This window comes from Xanthobacter variabilis (genome assembly GCF_043831965.2).
Taxonomy (GTDB): Bacteria; Pseudomonadota; Alphaproteobacteria; order Rhizobiales; family Xanthobacteraceae; genus Xanthobacter.
Genome location: NZ_CM195533.1, coordinates 3,020,692 through 3,039,041 on the forward strand (window position 1 = coordinate 3,020,692; position 18,350 = coordinate 3,039,041).

The following is an 18,350-nucleotide window of genomic DNA, read 5'->3' on the forward strand; positions in this document are numbered from 1 at the left end:
GGCCTCAGTCTTCCTTGTAGCCGAGGGAGGGAATGCCCTGCTCGGCGCCATAATACTTGTAGGGCAGGAACTTGCCGGACATGGTGATGCCCACGCGGTCGCCCTTCTCATTGGCCTGGCGCGAGATGTCCATGTCGAAGTCGATGGCGGACATGATGCCGTCGCCGAACTCATCCTCAATCAGCGCCTTGATGGCCGGGCCGTTCACCAGGATCAGCTCGTAGAAGCGATAGATGAGCGGGTCGGTGGGCGGCATGGGCGTGCCGCGCATGGGCACCTCGTTCAGCATCTTCTCTTCGGTCTCAGAGAGGCCGAACAGGGTGGCGGCCTTCTTGGCCAGGGGCTTCACCAGCTTCATCTGGCCCAGCAGGGCGCCGGTGATGAGGATCGGGGAAATGCCGCCGATCTCCTCGCAGATATACTTCCAGCTCCAACCCTTTTCGCGCTTGATGTCGAGAATCTTCTCGGTGAGCTGTTCACGCTTCATTTTTCATCTCCACACTTCGATCGTGTCGTGAGTTCGCCAGGGGCGGCGGGCGCGGGCGCCCGTCGGCCGGCTGGAGTGGGGCTTGCCGTCAGTCGCGTCCGTTGGCGGCGGCGGGGAAGGGAATGGTGTTGGCGGCGTCGTCGACCTTGGCGGCGCTGCCCAGCCGGACAGTGGGCGGGCGGCGGGTGTCGTAGCCGGCAGGCTTGTCATCGCGGAAGGTGCGGCTGCGGCTCACCAGGAAGTCCACCAGGTGGTTGCGCACCGTGTAATAGTCCTCGTGGCGATGGATGCTGTCGCGGGCGCGGTCCTTGGGCAGCGGATTGTCAACCACCTCCGCGACCATGGCCTCGGGGCCGTTGGTCATCAGCACGATCTTGTCGGCGAGGTAGATGGCCTCGTCCACATCGTGGGTGATCATGACCACAGTCTGGCCGGTGGAAAGGCAGATGCGCCGCACCTCGTCCTGCAGTGTGCCGCGGGTGAGCGCATCGAGGGCGGAGAAGGGCTCGTCCATCAGCAGGATCTTCGGCTCGATGGACAGCGCCCGGGCGATGCCCACGCGCTGGCGCATGCCGCCGGAGAGCTCGGCCGGCTTCTTCTGCTCGCTACCCTTGAGGCCCACCAGCTCGATGAAGCGGCGCGAGCGCTCCTCCACCTCGGCCTTTCCGGCCTTGCGCCAGCGGGAGGAGACCGCATAGGCGACATTGCCGAGCACGCTGCGCCAGGGCAGCAGGGCATGGCCCTGGAAGATCACCGCGCGGTCGAGGCTGGGGCCGGAAATGGCCTGCCCGTCCACGATCACCGCGCCCTCGGACGGGGCCTCAAGCCCCGCCAGAATGTTGAGAACGGAGGTCTTGCCGCATCCCGAGTGGCCGATGATGCACACGAACTCGCCGCGCGGCACCTGGAGCCAGAGATTCTCAAAAATGGTCGTGACCCCGCCCTCGCGCTTGGGATAGCGCCGGGAGATGCCCTCGATGGAAATGAACTTCGGGTCGGCCGGGACGGCGGCCTTGGTGTCGATCTCTGCCATGGCGCTCACTCCGGGAAGGTCACGCGCCGCTGGAGGCGCGCCAGGATCAGATCGAGGACCATGCCCACCACGCCGATCATCAGGATGCCGACGATCACGTTGGAGATGGACAGGTTGTTCCACTCGTTCCACACGAAATATCCAATGCCGGTGCCACCCACGAGCATCTCGGCCGCCACGATGACGAGCCAGGCGATGCCGATGGAAATGCGCATGCCGGTGAGGATGGTGGGCGCCGCCGCCGGCAGGATCACCGTGAACGCCCGCCGCCAGGCCCCCACCTCCAGGGTGCGCGCCACGTTCAGCCACTCCTTGCGCACCGAGCCGACGCCGAACGCCGTGTTCAGCAGCATGGGCCACACCGAGCAGATGAAGATGACGAAGATGGCCGAGAGGTTGGAATCCTTGATGGTGTAGAGGGCAAGCGGCATCCAGGCCAAGGGCGAGATGGGCTTCAGCACCTGGATGAACGGATCCAGCGCCCGGTAGGCCAGCGGCGACATGCCGATGAGGAAGCCCAGCGGCACCGCCACCAGCACCGCGAGGCCATAGCCGATGGCCACGCGGCCGATGGAATAAAGGAGCTGGAGGCCCAGCCCCTTGTCGTTGGGGCCGTTGTCATAGAACGGGTCCGAGAGGGCGACCCAGAGCTTCTGCATCACCTCCAGCGGCCCCGGCATGGCGGATTGGGACCCGGCCGTGGTGATGCCCATCAGCTTCGCATATTCCGGGTCGAGGGCCGGCCCCGAGCTCGCGCTCGGGGTAACGGCGATCTGCCAGACAAGGCAGAAGGCGAGGAACAGGACCACCGACAGGATGCCGGCGCGCACGCCGAGGCTCTTCATGGTTCAGCTCCGCTTGATGGCGAAGGAGTTCAGATACGCCTCGGGCTTGGCGGGATCGAACAGCTTGCCCATGACCGAGAAGCTCTTGGTGGTGGTGGCGGGCGGGGTCAGGCCCATTTCCTTCATCACCTTGGCTGCGTCGGTGGCCAGGAACACCTGGTTGGCGATGCCCTGGTAATCCACCTCGCCTTTCACCTGGCCCCAGCGCTTCATCTGGGTGAGCATCCACACCGCGAAGCTTTCCCACGGGAAGGGATCGAAATCGATGCGGTTCGGGTCGTCCTTGATCTGGCCGAGGCCGTTGGCATACTTGCCCACCAGCACCTGTTCCAGCACGATCGGCGGCTGGTTGAGATAGGCGGCCGGGGCGATGGCCTCGGCGATGGCCTTGCGGTTCTCGGCCTTGGAGGCATAGCCGGTGGCGTCCACGATGGCGCGCAGCAGTGCCGCGTAAGTATTCGGCATGGTGGTGATGAATTCGCGGCTGGCGGCGAAGGCGCAGCACGGATGCCCATCCCACATGGACTTCGACAGCGAGTGGATGAAGCCCACGCCGTCATACACCGCGCGCTGGGCCACGTTGCCGGGCGCCAGGAAGCCGTCGATGTTCTCCGCGCGCAGGTTGGCCACCATCTCCGGCGGCGGCACCACGCGCAGCTGCACGTCGTTGTCCGGGTCGATGCCGTTTTCCGCCAGCAGATAGCGCAGCAGATAATTGTGCATGGAGAAGTCATACGGAATGGCGAACTTCAGGCCCTTCCACGACTTCACGTCCATCTTGTCCTTGTGCTTGATGCCAAGGGTGAAGGACTGGCCGTTGATGTTCTCGATGGCTGCGGTGACGAACGGGATGGGGTTGGAGCCCAGGCCCTGGGAGATGGCCAGCGGCATGGGCGCCAGCATGTGGGCGGCGTCATATTCCTTGTTGATGGTCTTGTCGCGCACCACGGCCCAGCCCGCGGTCTTCACCACGTCCACGTTGAGGCCGTGCTTCTTATAAAAGCCCATGGGGTGCGCCATGATGATGGGGGTGGCGCAGGTGATCGGGATGAAGCCCACCTTCAGGTCGGTCTTTTCCGGCTTGCCCGTGGCGGCGAAGGCCTCGGTGGCCAGATCCAGCGGGAAGAAGGTGGAGAGCGCGGCTGCCGCGGTGGAGGCGCCCACGGCCTTGAGGAAGGCGCGGCGCTTCACGTCCTGCGGAAACAGGGCGCGCATGAGGCCGGAGGCGACCACTTCCTTGTAGCGGGACTCGTCGTCGAGGCTCCCCGCCCGCTCGGCCGCCAGATGGGCCTCCGCGCTGTCATGCTGCCCGCAGGCGCAACGCCCGGACAGTTTCGACTTCGTTGAAAACGGGTTCGAGAACATCGACATCGACAGATCTCCTTGCGGGCAGAAACAGGGAAAGCGGCGCACGCTTCGCAATGCGCGTGCCAGAAGCTGACGTTAGGGTGCTTAAGCGGGGGAGGGCGCGGCCTGGGGCGTGGGAGTCGCCAGCGCGCGGCGGGCCAGCATGTGGCTCTTGGGATCGTTGATGGAGCACACGGCAATCAGCCGGTCCCCCGCGAAATAGCGCACCGCGAAGCGCGCGGCTGAGATGTCGCCCTCGCACTCGGTGCGGGTGAAGCCGTCGATGAGGCCGGCAATCTGCAGCTTCACATCATATTGATCAGACCAGAACCACGGCACGGGATCGTAGCTGACGCTGCCGCCGGTGATGGCTTTTGCCGCCGCCTTTGCCTGATCGATGGCGTTCTGCACGGATTCCAGGCGCACCCGGCGCCCATAAAGCGCGCTGGGGAAGGATGCGACATCGCCCACTGCATACACATCGGGAGCACTGGTGCGGGTCTGGGCATCGACGCGGATGCCATTGTCGAGGGCAATGCCCGCTTCGGCGGCAAGCTCGGCATTGGGCAGGGCGCCCACGGCGGACAGCGCGAGATCGGCCGGCAGCACGCGCCCGTCGGCCAGCTCCACGCCGCTCACATGGTCGGTGCCGGCGAGCCGCGCCACGCCCATGCCGGTGAGGATGGTGACGCCGTGGCCCTCATGCAGGGCCAGCGCGAAATTGGAGATGGTGGCGCAGGCGACGCGGGCGAGCAGCCGCGGCTGGCCTTCCACCAGGGTCACGTCGAGCCCGAGCTTCTTCGCCTTGGCGGCCACTTCCAGGCCGATATAGCCGCCGCCGATGATGACGAGGCGCGCGCCCGGCACGGCGGCGGCACGGAAGCGCTTCACGTCGTCGATGGAGCGGATGGAGTAGACGCCCGGCAGGTCGGCGCCGGGCACAGGCAGCTCACGGGCGCGGGTGCCGGTGGCGATGAGCAGGGTGGAATAGGGCTGGCGCGCGCCATCGGCCAGCTCCACCGCCTTCTCGGCCGGCAGCAGGCGGGCGACGCGGGTGCGCAGGTGCACGGCCACGCCGCTGTCCGCATAGAATTTCGGGGCCTTCAGCTCCAGCCGGTCCTCGCTCAGCTCGTCGCCGAGATAGGCCTTCGACAGAGGCGGGCGCTGATAGGGCAGATAGGGCTCGTCGCCATAGAGCACGATATCGCCGGCAAAGCCTTCCGTGCGCAGGGAGGCGATGGCCTGGGCCGCGGCCTGGCCGGCTCCGACGATGACAAGGGGCGCGCTCATGGGGTGTCTCCGGTGTTCAGGAAAGGGAGGCATCGCATCGGCGCCGCGCGGCGCTCCGCGCGACGGATGGGGACGCTGAAGGATCGGCCCGCCGGGGCTTGCTGCGTTCGCTTCATGCCGGCCACGCCGGAGGCTGCGCCCGGTCGTGGCCATGGGCAAGGGGCGCGCGAAGCCCCCGGCGGGAGATCCCTCAGCGTGCGGCCGCGGGATGCCCCTCCTCGATGGGCAAGGCCGGGTCGCGGGACCACTCATTCCACGAGCCGAAGTACATCTTCACATCCTTCACGCCCGCTTCCTTCAGGGCCAGGAAGGTGTTGGACGCGCGCGCGCCCTTGAAGCAGTAGAGATAGACCGGCGTTTCCGGGGAGATGCCCACGGTGGCGCATTCGGCCAAGATCTCAGGTGCCGACTTGAAGCGCGGGCCTTCGGCCGTGGGCTTCATCATGCGGTACCACTCGATCCACACGGCGCCGGGAATGCGGCCCTTGCGGGGGCAGAAATCCTTGCCATAGGGCGAGGAACTCTCGCCGATCCACTCATCCACATCGCGCACGTCCAGCTTGGCCACGGCCGGGTCCGAAACCGCATCGAGCATGGCTGCCGCGTCGATGATGAGGTCGCCGGCGTCATCGCTCATGGGGAAGGTGACGGACGCCGGGCTCGGCACTTCGGTGGTCACGGGCAGGCCGGCGGCGGTCCAGGCCTCGAAGCCGCCGTGCAGCACCTTGATCTTGGGATAGCCCAGGAAGGTGAGCAGGAAATAGCCGCGGCAGGACTGGCCGAAGCCTGAAGCCATGGACTGTTCGTAGATGACGGCCGTCTCATTGCCGGAAAGACCGGCCTTGCCGAAGGCATCGGCGAACTTCTTCTTCAGCTCCGCATAGCCTTCGGGGGTCGAAGTGGCGAGATAGGTGAAGATCTCGTTGAGGTTTACGGCGCCGGGGATGTGGCCGGCCGCATAGCTTGCCGCATCACGGGTGTCGATCAGCACCGTGGGCGCGGACGACAGGAGGCTGGACAGTTCAGACGGCGTAATCAGGACTCCGCTCATGGTAATCCCCTCTGGAAACAAGCTGAACCGAGACGCGCTGGAAGGTGTGATGGCTTTGCCATCTTGTTGTTCGGCGAGGGCTTTGCGTCCTCGTCCGGTGTTGGACACTGGAGGGCGCCGGCGTCAGGCCGGCATCTGGTCCAGCATCAGGCGAAGCTGCTTGGTGGCGGGCGTGACGATGGCCACGAAATAGGCCTCGCGCAGGCGCCGCTGGCAGCGATGGGCCGCCACATAGCCGCGCGCGCCGCAATGGAGCATGGCGTTATGGGCCGCCTGAACGCTCACCTCGCCGGCCAGGAGCCGGGCTGCCACCACGCGCCGCCAATAGGCATCCGAGGTGTCGAACGGGTCGGCGGCGAGCTCCGCCACTTCGGTCTCAATGGCGGCCAGCGTCTCCGCCATCTGGCTGGGCTGCACTTCCAGGAAGCGGTTGACGTGGCCGAGCGGGCCTTCCACCTCGCGCATCAGCGCGATGCAGTCGCGGATGAGGCCCACGGCCATGCCGGCCTGGAGCATGATGAAGCCGCCGCGCATCTTCTTTACGAACGGCATGGCGTTGTCCGCCAGCACCATCTCGTCGGGCACGAACATGTCGCGCACCTGCACGCCATAGGTGCCGGTGCCGTCCATGGAAAGGAAGCGCTCGCAGGGCTTGAGGGTGATGGCCGGGTCGGCGCAGTCGAACAGCGCCATCACCGGCGTGTCGCGGCCTTCCACGGAAAAAATGCCGCCAAAGAAATGGTCCGGCCCAAGATTGGACACCCACGGCAGGATGCCCTTGACCGTGTAGCCGCCTTCGACCCGCTTACCCTTCAGCTTCAGCCCTTCGATGTCATAGAAGGACTTCATGGGGTTGGAGAGGGCGGTGCCGCCGAGGATCTGGCCATTGGCGGCGGCGGCGAGATACTTCTCGCGCGGGGCGGGGTTCTCGGAATTGATGAGGTACCAGACCAGTGTGTTCTGGCACCACGCCATGAAGCCGGTGGACACGCACTGCTGTGACACCAGGGACATGCCCTCGATGGTGTCGCCCAGCTTGTGGCCCTCGTTCAGGTGCAGGCGGAAGGCGCCGGCATCAGCGAGGTTGTGCAGCAGCGTGGTGGGATAGGTGCCTTCGTCGATGGCACGCGCCCAGGCCGCAAGGTCGCCGGACGCGATCTTGCCGATCTCGGCGAGCGCCGCCTGCGGCTGCAGCGCGGCTGCGGCGGGAGCGGTTTCAGCGGGAGTTGCGGTGGCGGCGAGCATGTCGGTCCTCGAAGGCGGGAAGGGCGCGCGCCCGGCCCCGTGCCGGGCGCGTCGATCGTCGTCAGCGGTGGGAGCGAACGCTGCGGCTCAGGCCAGGCCCACTTCCAGGTTCACCGGGCGGGTGAAGGTGTTGGCCACGGGCGACCACTTCTTCACATGGGCGATGAGGGCGTCGATCTCTTCCTTCGGCACGCCATCACACTCCATTTCCACCTTGATGCGCACGTCGGTGAAGCCCACCGGCTTCTCGCTCACGTCGCCCGTGCCCCACACGGCGGTGATGTTCAGGTCACCTTCCAGGTGCAGCTCCAGCTTGCGCACGGTCCAGCCGCGATGGATGGCATTGGCGTGCAGGCCCACGGCGATGCAGGAGCCGAGGGCGGCGAGCGACGCCTCGGAGGGGTTCGGCGCGGTGTCGTCGCCCAGCAGTCCCGGGGGTTCGTCGACGATGTAGGGGGGCAGGCTGCGGATATAGTTGGCATGCCGGAAGCGGCCTTCCGCAACCGTCTTGCACTTCAAGGTCTTGATGACGTTCGGATTGGCCTTGCCGGCCTCGATCAGCTGGTTGAGCCCATCCTTGTTGATGGGGGCGAGGCAGCCCGTGGCGGCCTCCGGCGCCAGGCAGCCGGTGAGCACGGTGTTGGGGGCGGGTGCAGACATCTCAATCTCCTTGGTGCGCCTGAACAGACAGACCGGTCTGTCTTATACAAGCCGCGTGCCAAGTGGAGCCGAAGGGCGCGATGTTTTCGGATAATCGCCACAAGGCCAGATGTGGCCTACATTCCCGTCGGGATTCGCCGGCTTTGTTTCGGCATGATCCCTGCTATGTTTAGTCAGAACGGTCTGTCTTTTTGCCTGCAATTGCGGCACACTGGTGAGACCCGTTGCAGGATCTGCTTCAGAAAAGAGCGAAGACGAAGATGGCGCGTCAGTCCAAAACCTCTCCCGCCAGCCTTTCCGAGCCGGCGCTGTCGGCTCCCAGAAATCCGCACGGGCGCGCGTTTGCCGAGGGCGGCGAGGGCGCGGAACCCAAGGCGCGCGAGCGCATCATCGCCGCCGCCACGCGCCTGTTCTGCCAGTACGGCATCACAGCCGTGGGGGTGGATGCGGTGGTCGCGGAGGCCTCCACGGCCAAGGCGACGCTTTATAAGACGTTCGGCTCCAAGGAACGGCTGGTGGAAGCCGTGCTGGAGAAGGAGGGGGCGGCCTGGCGTGACTGGTTCATAGGCGAGCTGCTGAAAGGTGAGGCAGCGCCCCTCGCGCGCCTGCGCCGGGTGTTCCCCATTCTGCGGGAGTGGTTCAACGATGACCACTTCTTCGGCTGCCCCTTCATCAATGCGGTGGCCGAGACCGATAAGCGCGACGACCGCATGCGCCAGATTGCCCTCAATCATAAGAAAGTGGTGCTGGACACATTGACCGACCTCGCGCGCGAGGCGGGCGCCCGTGACCCCCATGGTCTTGCCCATCAATTGGGCCTTCTGATCGATGGCGCCATCGTCGCGGCCATGATCACCAAGGATTCCAACGTGGCGCTACTTGCCGGCGAAAGCGCCGATGTGCTGTTGCGAGGCCTGTGCGCCGAGGCGGCCTGATCCACGCCCCTGCGCGCGATTGCCCGCGCAAGCGGCCCATGGAGTGGATGGGTGGCGCGGGCGTAGCCGGGCGGCACCAAGGCGCGCCGCACGGAGATGAGCTGCGAGCAGCCGGCTTAGGCCGACGGCCCCGCTGATTGCCGCCACTGTTCAGCAGGCCCGTGGCGGACCGACCGCGTTCGCGCCCCGATCGGCGCGGGGGGCGAGAGCATCTCCTGCTCTCACTGCATTCAGCAGCCGCTCTACGCCCTTGACTTAACACCAGTTCTTCACGGCCGGCGGCGGCCATACCGCGAAAAAGGGCTCTAAGGGCGAGCCGCAATCGCACGGGTGTGCGCCGGGGCTACTGCGCCGGATGGGCCGAGCCGTGTGCGCCGTGTGAGCCGTGGCCGGTGGGGTCTTCGGGCTCGTCCTTCTCGCCCACGAAGCGGCCGAACAGGCGGCCCAGCATCCGGCTCAGATCGTCCATCACCGTGAACACGGCGGGGACGAACACCAGTGACAGCACGGTGGAGGTGATGAGGCCGCCGATGACCGCGATGGCCATGGGCGCGCGGAAGCCGCCGCCCTCGCCCAGCGCCAAAGCGGACGGCAGCATGCCGGCGGCCATGGCGATGGTGGTCATCACGATGGGTTGGGCGCGCTTGTGGCCCGCTTCCATCAGCGCGGTCAGCCGGTCGGCCCCGTGCTTCATGGATTCAATGGCGAAATCCACCAGCAGGATGGCGTTTTTCGTCACGATGCCCATGAGCATCAGGAAGCCGATGACCACCGGCAAGGAGATGGAATTGCCAGTGAGCAGCAGCGCGATGAAGGCGCCGCCCACCGACAGCGGCAGCGAGATGAGAATGGTGATGGGCTGCAGGATGTCGTGGAACAGCAGCACCAGCACCGCCAGCACCAGCATGAGCCCCGCCGCCATGGCGAGCGCGAAGCCGGAGAACACCTCGCCCATGATCTCGGCATCGCCTGCTTCCTTCAGCGTCACGCCGGGGGGCAGGCTGCGGGCGGCGGGCAGGGCCTTCACCGCGTCCACGGCGGTGCCCAGCGGTGTGTCGCCCACGAGGTCCGCTTCCACCGCGATGCGGCGGGCCCGGTCGTAGCGGTCGAGAGCCGTGGGGCCCTGGCCAAACTGCACATCCGCCACGGCCGAGAGTGGCACGGCCCCGCCGCTGGCGGTGGGCACCTTCAGCGCATCGAAGGTAGAGAGGCTGGTGCGCGCCTTCTCGTCGAGCTGCACGCGAATGTCGATCTGCCGATCCTTGGCGGAGAACTTCGCAAGGTTGGCGGAAATGTCGCCGATGGTGGCGATGCGCACCGTCTCCGCGATGGTGTCCACCGACACACCCAGCTCCGACGCCTCATCGAGCTTGGGCACGATGCGGATTTCCGGCCGGTCGAGGGCGGCGGAGGAGACCACGTTGGTCAGCACCGGCACGTCGTGGCGCATCTCCTTTTCCAGCGCCAAAGCGGCTTTCTCCACCGCGTCGCCGTCGTTGCCGGAAAGCACCATCTGGAAGCCGCGCTGCGCGGCCTGCCCATTCGAGCTCCAGGTGAAGCGCATGTCCGGGATGGCCGCGAGGGGGGCGTTGAGGGAGGCCTCGAACGTCTTCTGGTCCATCGCTCGCTCGGCGCGGCGCTTCAGGTTGATGACGATCTGCGCCTTGCGCACCTCGCCCGCCAGCATGGCGAGCCCGCCCGACCCGCCTGACCCGGCGGTGGCGTAGACATTGGCCACCTCGGGCCGATCCAGCAGCAGGCGGGTGATGCGGTCCGACACCGCCTGCGTCTCCGCCAGCGTGGTGCCCGGCGGCAGCTCGATGGAGACCATGGAACGGGAAATGTCGTTGTTGGGCAGGAAGCCGGAGGGTAGCAGCGTCGACAGGAAGATGGTGCCGACGAAGATGCCAAGCCCCATGGCGATGGTGAGGAAGCGGTGGCGCAGCGACCAGCCCAAAAGGCGCATATAGACGTGCATCACCCGCCCGTCGCCCTCATGCCGGCGCCCGGTATCGCGCAGGAAATAGGCGGCGAGCAGCGGCGTCACCAGCCGCGCCACGGCCAGCGAGAACAGCACCGCGATGGCCACCGTGAGGCCGAACTGCTTGAAATACTGCCCCGCAATGCCGCCCATGAACGACACGGGTGCGAACACGGCAACGATGGTGAGGGTGGTGGCCACCACCGCTAGGCCGATTTCGTCGGCCGCCTCGATGGCCGCGCGGTAAGGGGATTTGCCCTGCCGCATGTGGCGCACGATGTTCTCGATCTCGACGATGGCGTCATCCACCAGGATGCCGGTGACGAGGGTGATGGCCAGAAGGCTCACGCCGTTCAGCGAGAAGCCCAGCATGTCCATCAGCGAGAAGGTGGGCAGGATGGACAGCGGAATGGCCAGCGTGGTGATGATGGTGGCCCGCCAGTCGCGCAGGAAGATGAACACCACGATCACCGCCAGGATCGCCCCCTCGATGAGGGTTTGCATGGCGGATTCATAGTCCGACTTGGTGTAGCGCACCGTGGTGTCGATCTCCGAGATCGTCACATCGGGGTGCTGGGCCCGCAGATGCTGGAGCTCGTCCTGCACCCGGTCATAAACCGTGACGTCGGAGAAGCCCTTGGCGCGGTAGACGCCGAAGGCGACCACGTTCTTGCCATCCAGGCGGGCGAACACGCGCGGCTCGGCCGCCCCGTCGGTGACGGTGCCGAGGTCCTTCAGGCGCACATAGCGGCCGTTGGAGAGGGCGATGCGGGTATCCGCCAGCTCTTCCACGGTGCTGGCGCCGGCCAGGGTGCGGATGGACTGCTCCTGGGTGCCCACCTCGCCGCGCCCGCCGGACACGTCGAGATTGGTGGCCCGCAGCTGGCGGCTCACATCGGCCGCCGTCACGCCCAGCGACATCAGGCGATCCGGATCGAGGGCGATGCGGATTTCCCGGTCGAGCCCCCCCTCGCGCTTCACCTGGGCGACGCCGCGCACACCCTGCAGGGCACGGGCCATGGTGTCATCCACGAACCACGACATCTCCTCCGTGGTCATGGTGGGCGAGGACACCGCATAGGTGACGATGGGCAGCCCTTCGATATCCACCCGTTGAATCAGCGGCTCGTCAATGGAGCGCGGCAGCTCGGAACGGATCTTGGTGACAGCGTCGCGGGTGTCGTTCACCGCGCGGTCCACGTTGGTTTCCAGGAAGAATTCCACCGTGGTGATGCTGGTGCCCTCCGAGATGGAGGAGGTGATGTGCTTCACCCCGGATACGCCGGCGATGGAATTCTCCACCTTCTTGGTCACCTGGGTTTCCAGCTCGCTGGGCGCGGCGCCGGTCTGGGTGATGGTGACCATGACGATGGGCACGTCGATGTTCGGCATCTGCGTCACCGGCAGGGTGCGGAAGTGCACCAGGCCGAGCACCGTCAGGATGACGAACAGGACGAGGGTGGGAATGGGCTTGCGGATGGCCCAGGCGGAGACGTTGAGAGCCATCAGCGCGCCTCGCCCACGGAGAGGGGGGCTTCCACCGGATTGACCCGATCGCCCTCGCGCAGGAAGCCGCCGGCGCGCGCCACCACCAGCTCGTTGCCCGAAAGGCCATGGGCCACCATGACGCTGCCCCGGCTTTTCAGCGCGGGCGTGATGCGCCGTTCGGAAACCGTGCCGTCCGTCACCACGAGCACATAGGCCCCTTCGGCATCGAACATCACGGCCGATTGCGGCACCACCAGCCCCGCGCGCGCACCAAGGGTGACAAGGGCGCGGGCATAGGCGCCGGGCTTCAGCCGCGCATCATTTTGCAGGGCGATCTTGATGCGCCCCAGGCGGGAGGCCTTGTCCACCTCCGGCGACACCAGCCGCACCGTTCCCTCGACCGGGCCATCGAAGCCGGCCGGGGTCACCTGCGCGGTGAGCCCGGTTTTCATGCGCGGCATGGCGCCTTCCGGCACTTCCGCATCCAGGTCGATGGCGCCATCCTGGGCGATGCGGAACAGGGGCGTGGAGCGGGCCGAGAGCGCGATGGCACCCACCCGCGCCTCGCGGGAGAGGATGACGCCGGACGCCGGCGCGCGAATATCCGTCCGCTTGAGCTTCACCTCGATCTCGTCGCGCTGGGCCTTGACGAGCACCGCCTCGGCTTCTGCCGCGGCAAGGCTCTCCTCGGCGGCGGCCACCTGGGCGGTGGTGACCTTCACGGCGCGCTCGCGCTCGTCCAGGGTTTCCTGGGAGGCGGTGCCGGTGGCGCGCAGCTTGCGGGCGCGGTCCACTGCGGCTGCGGCTTCCGTCTGCTGCGCGCGGGCCTGATCGAGCGCGGCGCGCTGCTGGGCTATGGCGGCCTTCGCCTTGGCGGCGTTGGCGGTGTTCTGGGCCAATTGCGTATCGAGCACATCGCGCGAGAGGCGGGCGAGCACCTGTCCCTTTTCCACGCGGTCGCCGGCCTCGGCCAGGATCTGTTCCAGCCGCAGGCCCTCCACCTCGGGCCCGACCTCGATTTCCTCGCGCGGCAGGAGGGAGCCGGTGACCAGCAGGGTTTCCGGCAAGGTTTCATTGCGCGGGCGCTGCACGGAGACGGTGAGGGCGGAAGGGGCGGCGGCCGCTCCATCCTCCGCGGCGGCCGGCATGACGCCGCACACCGGCCCGGCAAGGCCGAGGGCGAACACGAGTGCGCTGGCGCGGCGGACAAGGGCGGGCATGGTGAAGCGAACCTCGTTGGAAGAATGGAAAACACCCTGGCGGGTCACGGCGGCATTCCCGTGACGGCGGGCAGTACGGGGGCGGCTGGTCACAGGTTCAATCCCCCTTCGCAGGGGCGGGCGCGAGCATCCGCCGCACCAGCAGATTGAACGTGTCGAGCCGCCGGGGCAGGTCCCATGCGGGGTGGAGCTGGTGATGCAGGATCAGCCCGTCGGCCAGCGCCTGGAGCATGACCATGACGTCGTTCAGGTCGAGCGCGGGGTCGATCTCGCCCCGGCTGGTGGCCGCGGCAAGGGCCGCGCGCAGCTGGGTGCGGCTTTCCTCCTCGCAGGGCTCGATGATCTCACGCAGATGGGTGTTGCGGATGGCCTCGGCCATGATTTCGGGGCCGAGCTGCGCCGTGGGCAGCGTCTGCTCCACCAACAGCATCCGCAGGCAGTCGGTCAGGGCATCGAGCACCGAAGGGGCTTGCGCCAGGGCGTCGAGGATGTGCTGACGCTCATTGCGCTCATCGGCGACGATGGCTGCGATCAACTCTTCCTTGGAGCGGAAATAGCGGTAAAAAGCTCCCGCGCTCATGCCCGCCTCGGCGCAGATTTTCTGCATGGAGGCGCCGTGGAAGCCTTCACGGGCGAAACAGGCCATCGCTGCCGCCAGAATACGCTTGCGCTGCCGGGCGCGGCGATCGGAAGGCGGGGCTTCGGGCCCGGCATCCGTGCCCCGGCAGGCTGCCGCGCTGGCGCCCATCTCGTCCGTGGGGCGCGCGGGCGCGTCGGCGGACGGCGTGGCGTGGGAAGATTTCATCGGCGGCACGCGCTCGCGCTCCTCAAAAGGGTGATGCCAGCCGATCGGGCATCGGGTGTGAGTGAACGTTCATTCGCATTCCGGGGCTGGTTATGCCGCTTCTGTCGCCCCAAGACAAGAGTGAACGTTCATTCGCTCCTGCGGCGCCGTGCCGCCGCCCCTTGAGGGGAGGGGCCGGAACGCTTAACTGTCGCCGGAAACCGGAGCCCTATCCCCATGCTCGCCGCCGCCCTTGAAGCCCTGCGCCAGACCTTCTCGCCTTTGCTGCGCGGGGTGCTGCTGCGGTCCATTGGCCTTGCGCTCGGGCTGCTGGTGGTGCTCGCCATCGCGCTCGAGGCGGCGCTGACCCACTTCGTCCATGTGCCGTCCTACCCCTGGGTGGAAACCACGCTGGCGGTGGTGGCCGGCCTGGGGCTGGTGTTCGGCGTGTTCTATCTGGTGCCGGCGGTGTCCTCCCTGGTGGCGGGCCTGTTCCTGGACGAGGTGGCGGAGAAGGTGGAGGCGGACAGCTACCCCAATGATCCGCGCGGGGTGCCGCAGCCGGTGCTGCGTTCGCTGCTCTACTCGGCCCGCTTCTTCAGCGTGGTGCTGGCGGTCAACTTGGGGGCGCTGCTGCTGCTGCTGGTGCCGGGCGTGAACGTAGTCATCTTCTTCGTCGCCAACGCCTACTTGATCAGCCGCGAATATTTCGAGCTCGCCGCCATGCGCTATCGCACGCCGGAGGAGGCGCGGGCGGTGCGGCAGGCCAATGCCACACAGGTGTTCCTGGCCGGGCTCCTCATCACGCCCATCATGCTGGTGCCGGTGCTGAACCTCATTTTGCCGGTATTCGGCACCGCCTTCATGGTGCATCTGCACCGGCGGATCGCGCCGCTGCCCGCGCGGCGCACGCCCGATGGCGGATTGGTCATCGAGGGCCGTGCGCTCTGAGGCAAGGCCCTCAGCCCGCTTCGTTTTTTCATGGGAGCACAGAAGCCGTCTGTTGTTTTACGGTGCGTGTTTCCTTAGCGCGAGCCGGCTCCCGCTTCGCTCGGAAACGGCCCTAGTGCAGGCCCACGGCGGCCAGCGCCGCCATCTGGCGCACCGCCACGCGGCCCGCATCAAAATCGCCGATGGCGGTTTCAAACAGGCGGTGGAAATTGAGCTGCGCCCGAAGGTGCAGGAACACGGCCCCGAGCCCCACCGCCGCCCGGTCCATGAACACGAATTCGCGCGGCACGGTCACCGGCCCCAGGCGTTTCAGCTCTGTGTGAACCTTGAAGGCTTCCTTGCGGCCATACTGGCCCGGCGCCACTCCATCGGCGATGGTGCGCACCCGGTCGTCCATGAGGGGGCCGTAAATGAAGCGTGCCCAGATGTTCAGCGCGTCGATGAGGTCCTTGTTGAGCCCCTTGAAGCCCCAGGTCTCATAGGCGTGAACCACGCGCGCATTGTCACCGTCGATGAGGCCGCGATAGAGGTCCACCACCCCCGCCACGAACCGCGGCGGGAAGATGCGGATGCAGCCATAGTCCAGCAGGTTGATGCCCGCCGGACGTCCCGCCTCGTTGAGGAAGACGGTGTAATTCCCCAGGTGCGGGTCGCCGTGGATGACGCCGAAATGGCTGAAGGGCTGCCACCACGCCGCGAACAGCGCCTGCGCCAAAGCGTTGCGCTCGGCCTGCGCGTGGCGGGTGAAGTTCAAGATCTTCTCCCCCTCCAGCCACTGCATGGTCAGCAGGCGGCCGGTGGACAAATCCTCCCGCACGGTGGGCACGCGCACGCGCGGCTCGTCCTTCAGCATCAGGGCGTAGAGGGCGGCGTGGCGGGCCTCGCGCTTATAGTCCAGCTCCTCGCGCACCCGCTCGCCGATCTCCTTGGCGATTTCGCGCGTGTCGAGGGTGGAATCCATGCGCCGGTGCAAGGAAAACAGGATCTGAAGCTGATTCAGGTCGGCTTCCACCGCCGCCTGCATGTCGGGATACTGGAGCTTGCAGGCCACCGTTTCCCCATCGAGCGTCACCGCCTTGTGCACCTGGCCCAGGGAGGCGGCGGCGGAGGGCTGGTGCTCGAAGCGGGCGAAGCGCTTTTCCCAATCGCGGCCCAGCTCGGCGCTCATGCGTCGCTTCACGAACGACCAGCCCATGGGCGGGGCGTCGGATTGCAGGCGGCGCAGTTCGGCGGCGTATTCAGGCGGCAGCAGATCCGGCACGGTGGCCATCAGTTGGGCCACCTTCATCAGCGGCCCCTTGAGGCCGCCCAAGGCGGAGGCGAGCGCCGCGGCATTGTCGCCGGCGCGGTCGCCGCGTCCCAGCAGGCGATTGCCGGCGATGCGGGCCGCCACCCCGCCCACATTGGCCCCCACCTTCGCATAGCGCGCGGCGCGGGCCGAAAAGCGGTTTCTTTCGTCGTCAGCCATGCTCGCTCGCGCCTCGCTGCCGCGCCGCCGTTACCCCCGCGCCCGCCGGAAGGTCAAAGCGAGCAGGATGATAAGAGCAAGGGGCGTCAGCACGTCGGTGTAGAGAATGGGGCCGGCATTGCCGACCGCAAGATTGCCCGTGGAGCTGATCTGCACGAGGTGGCCGATGGCCGCGCCGCCAAGGAAGGCCGCCACCATCACAGCCGTCGCCGCGCGAAAGCCCCAGTTCGGCCAGATGGCGGCGATGACGCCGGCAAGGCCGATGCCCAGGTTCGCCACCCCCACCTCATATTGAAACGGACTGTTGGCCCAGCCGATAGCCGCGGCGGACTGGACCGGGAATACGATGTGCCCGAGCGCCCCCCAAAGGCCCATCAGGCCCACCGGAAACAGGTTCGCATAGCGCAACAGCTGGTCCGCAATGAGGCGGATGCCTCGTGGCGCCGAAGCGCGCGCGACCCCTATCGCTGCACAGACAAGAACCGCAACCCAGGCGAGAATGGGGACCCAGAACACCATAACCGCTCTCTCCTGCATTGTTGCGGCGCAAGGTGACAGATCGCGCGGCGCCTCGCCAGGGGAATAAAAGCCGCTCCTGCCTCAGGCCACCGCGTAGAGCGGATGCTCGCGGCGGATCTCCTCGCACAGGATTTCCTCGACCCTCGCCAGCGCCGCCGTGCGGGTGCCGGAGCGGCCGTAGAGCACGAATTCCATGTCGGAAAGGGGCGCGGTGCCAAGGTCATTCACCACCGCGAGGTCATGGCGCAGCGAGCGGGGCGAGCGCACCGTCACGCCCAGCCCGGCGCTGACAGCGGCCATCAGTCCCGGCAGGCTGGGGCTGGTGAAGGCGACACGGAAGCTGCGGCCGGCGGCGCTGAGCGCGGCAATAGCAGAGTTGCGGCAGATGCAGGGATTCTCAAATAGCACCAGCGGCACCGGTGCCTCGCGGTCCAGCCGCAGGTGGCGGGAGGCGATCCACACCATGGGCTCGCGCAGCAGTACGGTGGAGGGAAGCTCGGTCTCGTAGCGAAAGCCCACCACCAGGTCGAGCTCTTCCACCATCAGCTTTTCCAGCAGCGCCGAGGTGGCGCACACGCGCACGGTGATGGGCGCCTGCGGGAACAGGTAGGCGATGCGCGACAAAATCCGCTGCATCACCCCTTCCCCCACATCCTGAACGAAACCGAGCCGCAGGGGCTGGGCGAAGCTGCCGTGCACATGCTGGCTCAGCACCTGGTCGTTGAGGTCCAGCAGCCGGCGGGCATCCTCCAGGAAGGCGCCGCCGCGCAGGGTGGGCACCACGCCACGGCCCTTGCGCTCGAGCACCGCGAACCCCAGCGAATCGGCCAGCCGGTCCATCTGCAGGCTCACGGCCGACTGGCTGCGCCCCACCCGGCGCGCCGCGGAGGAAATGGAGCCCAGCTCAGCTACCGCCAGGAAGCTGCGCAGGAGGTCGAGATCGAAATTCCGGATCATATTATGAGGATAGCAAATTTATCGGCGCTGAAAAATCACGATTGCCGATGGCTGGTGCCGCCCGCCCTTGAGGTCGGCCCCAAAGAAAA

Annotated in this window: 16 protein-coding genes; 2 read left to right on the forward strand and 14 right to left on the reverse strand. The window is 66.9% G+C overall.

The window, feature by feature from the left end:
* Positions 1-4 precede the first annotated feature (4 nt).
* The 8 genes from cynS to V5F26_RS13145 form a co-directional block, all read right to left on the reverse strand.
* Positions 5-487: a cyanase gene (cynS, locus tag V5F26_RS13110; RefSeq protein WP_234050183.1), complete on the reverse strand. Its 483-nt coding sequence runs from the start codon at positions 485-487 to the stop codon at positions 5-7.
* Between the two features lie 88 nt (positions 488-575).
* Complete coding sequence (locus V5F26_RS13115) at positions 576-1,520, reverse strand: ABC transporter ATP-binding protein (RefSeq protein ID WP_394946131.1); 945 nt, start codon at positions 1,518-1,520, stop codon at positions 576-578.
* A 5-nt stretch (positions 1,521-1,525) separates the two neighbouring features.
* Positions 1,526-2,365 carry a nitrate ABC transporter permease gene (gene ntrB, locus V5F26_RS13120; RefSeq protein ID WP_234050185.1) on the reverse strand — a complete coding sequence of 280 codons (840 nt, stop codon included), beginning with the start codon at positions 2,363-2,365 and terminating at the stop codon, positions 1,526-1,528.
* 3 nt (positions 2,366-2,368) lie between these two features.
* Positions 2,369-3,736 carry a CmpA/NrtA family ABC transporter substrate-binding protein gene (locus V5F26_RS13125; protein WP_394946132.1) on the reverse strand — a complete coding sequence of 456 codons (1,368 nt, stop codon included), beginning with the start codon at positions 3,734-3,736 and terminating at the stop codon, positions 2,369-2,371.
* Positions 3,737-3,817: 81 nt separating this feature from the next.
* Positions 3,818-5,002 (reverse strand): NAD(P)/FAD-dependent oxidoreductase, encoded by a 1,185-nt coding sequence (locus V5F26_RS13130; protein ID WP_394946133.1) that lies wholly within the window; start codon positions 5,000-5,002, stop codon positions 3,818-3,820.
* Between the two features lie 190 nt (positions 5,003-5,192).
* Positions 5,193-6,053, reverse strand: coding sequence for a sulfurtransferase (locus V5F26_RS13135; protein WP_394946134.1), 861 nt, complete (start codon positions 6,051-6,053; stop codon positions 5,193-5,195).
* 123 nt (positions 6,054-6,176) lie between these two features.
* Entirely contained in the window at positions 6,177-7,298 is a 1,122-nt protein-coding gene (locus V5F26_RS13140) for an acyl-CoA dehydrogenase family protein (protein WP_394057106.1), read from the reverse strand.
* 87 nt (positions 7,299-7,385) lie between these two features.
* Positions 7,386-7,958, reverse strand: a complete 573-nt coding sequence (locus V5F26_RS13145) for an OsmC family protein (RefSeq protein WP_234050190.1) — start codon at positions 7,956-7,958, stop codon at positions 7,386-7,388.
* A gap of 260 nt (positions 7,959-8,218) precedes the next feature.
* On the opposite strand from V5F26_RS13145, the gene V5F26_RS13150 reads away from it, so the two are divergent.
* Entirely contained in the window at positions 8,219-8,893 is a 675-nt protein-coding gene (locus V5F26_RS13150; protein WP_394946135.1) for a TetR/AcrR family transcriptional regulator, read from the forward strand.
* 343 nt (positions 8,894-9,236) lie between these two features.
* Here the strand turns inward: V5F26_RS13150 and V5F26_RS13155 are convergent, their stop codons facing one another.
* The 3 genes from V5F26_RS13155 to V5F26_RS13165 form a co-directional block, all read right to left on the reverse strand.
* Entirely contained in the window at positions 9,237-12,380 is a 3,144-nt protein-coding gene (locus V5F26_RS13155; protein ID WP_394057104.1) for an efflux RND transporter permease subunit, read from the reverse strand.
* A complete protein-coding gene (locus V5F26_RS13160) occupies positions 12,380-13,582 on the reverse strand; it encodes an efflux RND transporter periplasmic adaptor subunit (RefSeq protein WP_394057103.1) in 1,203 nt (400 codons plus the stop codon). Before V5F26_RS13160 ends, V5F26_RS13155 begins: the two co-directional genes overlap by 1 nt.
* A 97-nt stretch (positions 13,583-13,679) precedes the next feature.
* Entirely contained in the window at positions 13,680-14,387 is a 708-nt protein-coding gene (locus V5F26_RS13165; protein WP_394946476.1) for a TetR/AcrR family transcriptional regulator, read from the reverse strand.
* A gap of 216 nt (positions 14,388-14,603) precedes the next feature.
* On the opposite strand from V5F26_RS13165, the gene V5F26_RS13170 reads away from it, so the two are divergent.
* Positions 14,604-15,317 carry a sulfate transporter family protein gene (locus V5F26_RS13170; protein ID WP_394946136.1) on the forward strand — a complete coding sequence of 238 codons (714 nt, stop codon included), beginning with the start codon at positions 14,604-14,606 and terminating at the stop codon, positions 15,315-15,317.
* 112 nt (positions 15,318-15,429) lie between these two features.
* On the opposite strand, the gene V5F26_RS13175 is transcribed toward V5F26_RS13170, so the two are convergent.
* The 3 genes from V5F26_RS13175 to V5F26_RS13185 all read right to left on the reverse strand — a co-directional run bounded on the left by V5F26_RS13175 (position 15,430) and on the right by V5F26_RS13185 (position 18,261).
* Positions 15,430-16,785 carry an ABC1 kinase family protein gene (locus V5F26_RS13175; protein WP_394946137.1) on the reverse strand — a complete coding sequence of 452 codons (1,356 nt, stop codon included), beginning with the start codon at positions 16,783-16,785 and terminating at the stop codon, positions 15,430-15,432.
* 30 nt (positions 16,786-16,815) lie between these two features.
* Complete coding sequence (locus V5F26_RS13180) at positions 16,816-17,304, reverse strand: DUF6790 family protein (protein ID WP_394057099.1); 489 nt, start codon at positions 17,302-17,304, stop codon at positions 16,816-16,818.
* Positions 17,305-17,385: 81 nt separating this feature from the next.
* On the reverse strand, positions 17,386-18,261 hold the full coding sequence (locus tag V5F26_RS13185; protein WP_394946138.1) for a LysR substrate-binding domain-containing protein: 876 nt from the start codon (positions 18,259-18,261) through the stop codon (positions 17,386-17,388).
* Positions 18,262-18,350: the final 89 nt, after the last annotated feature.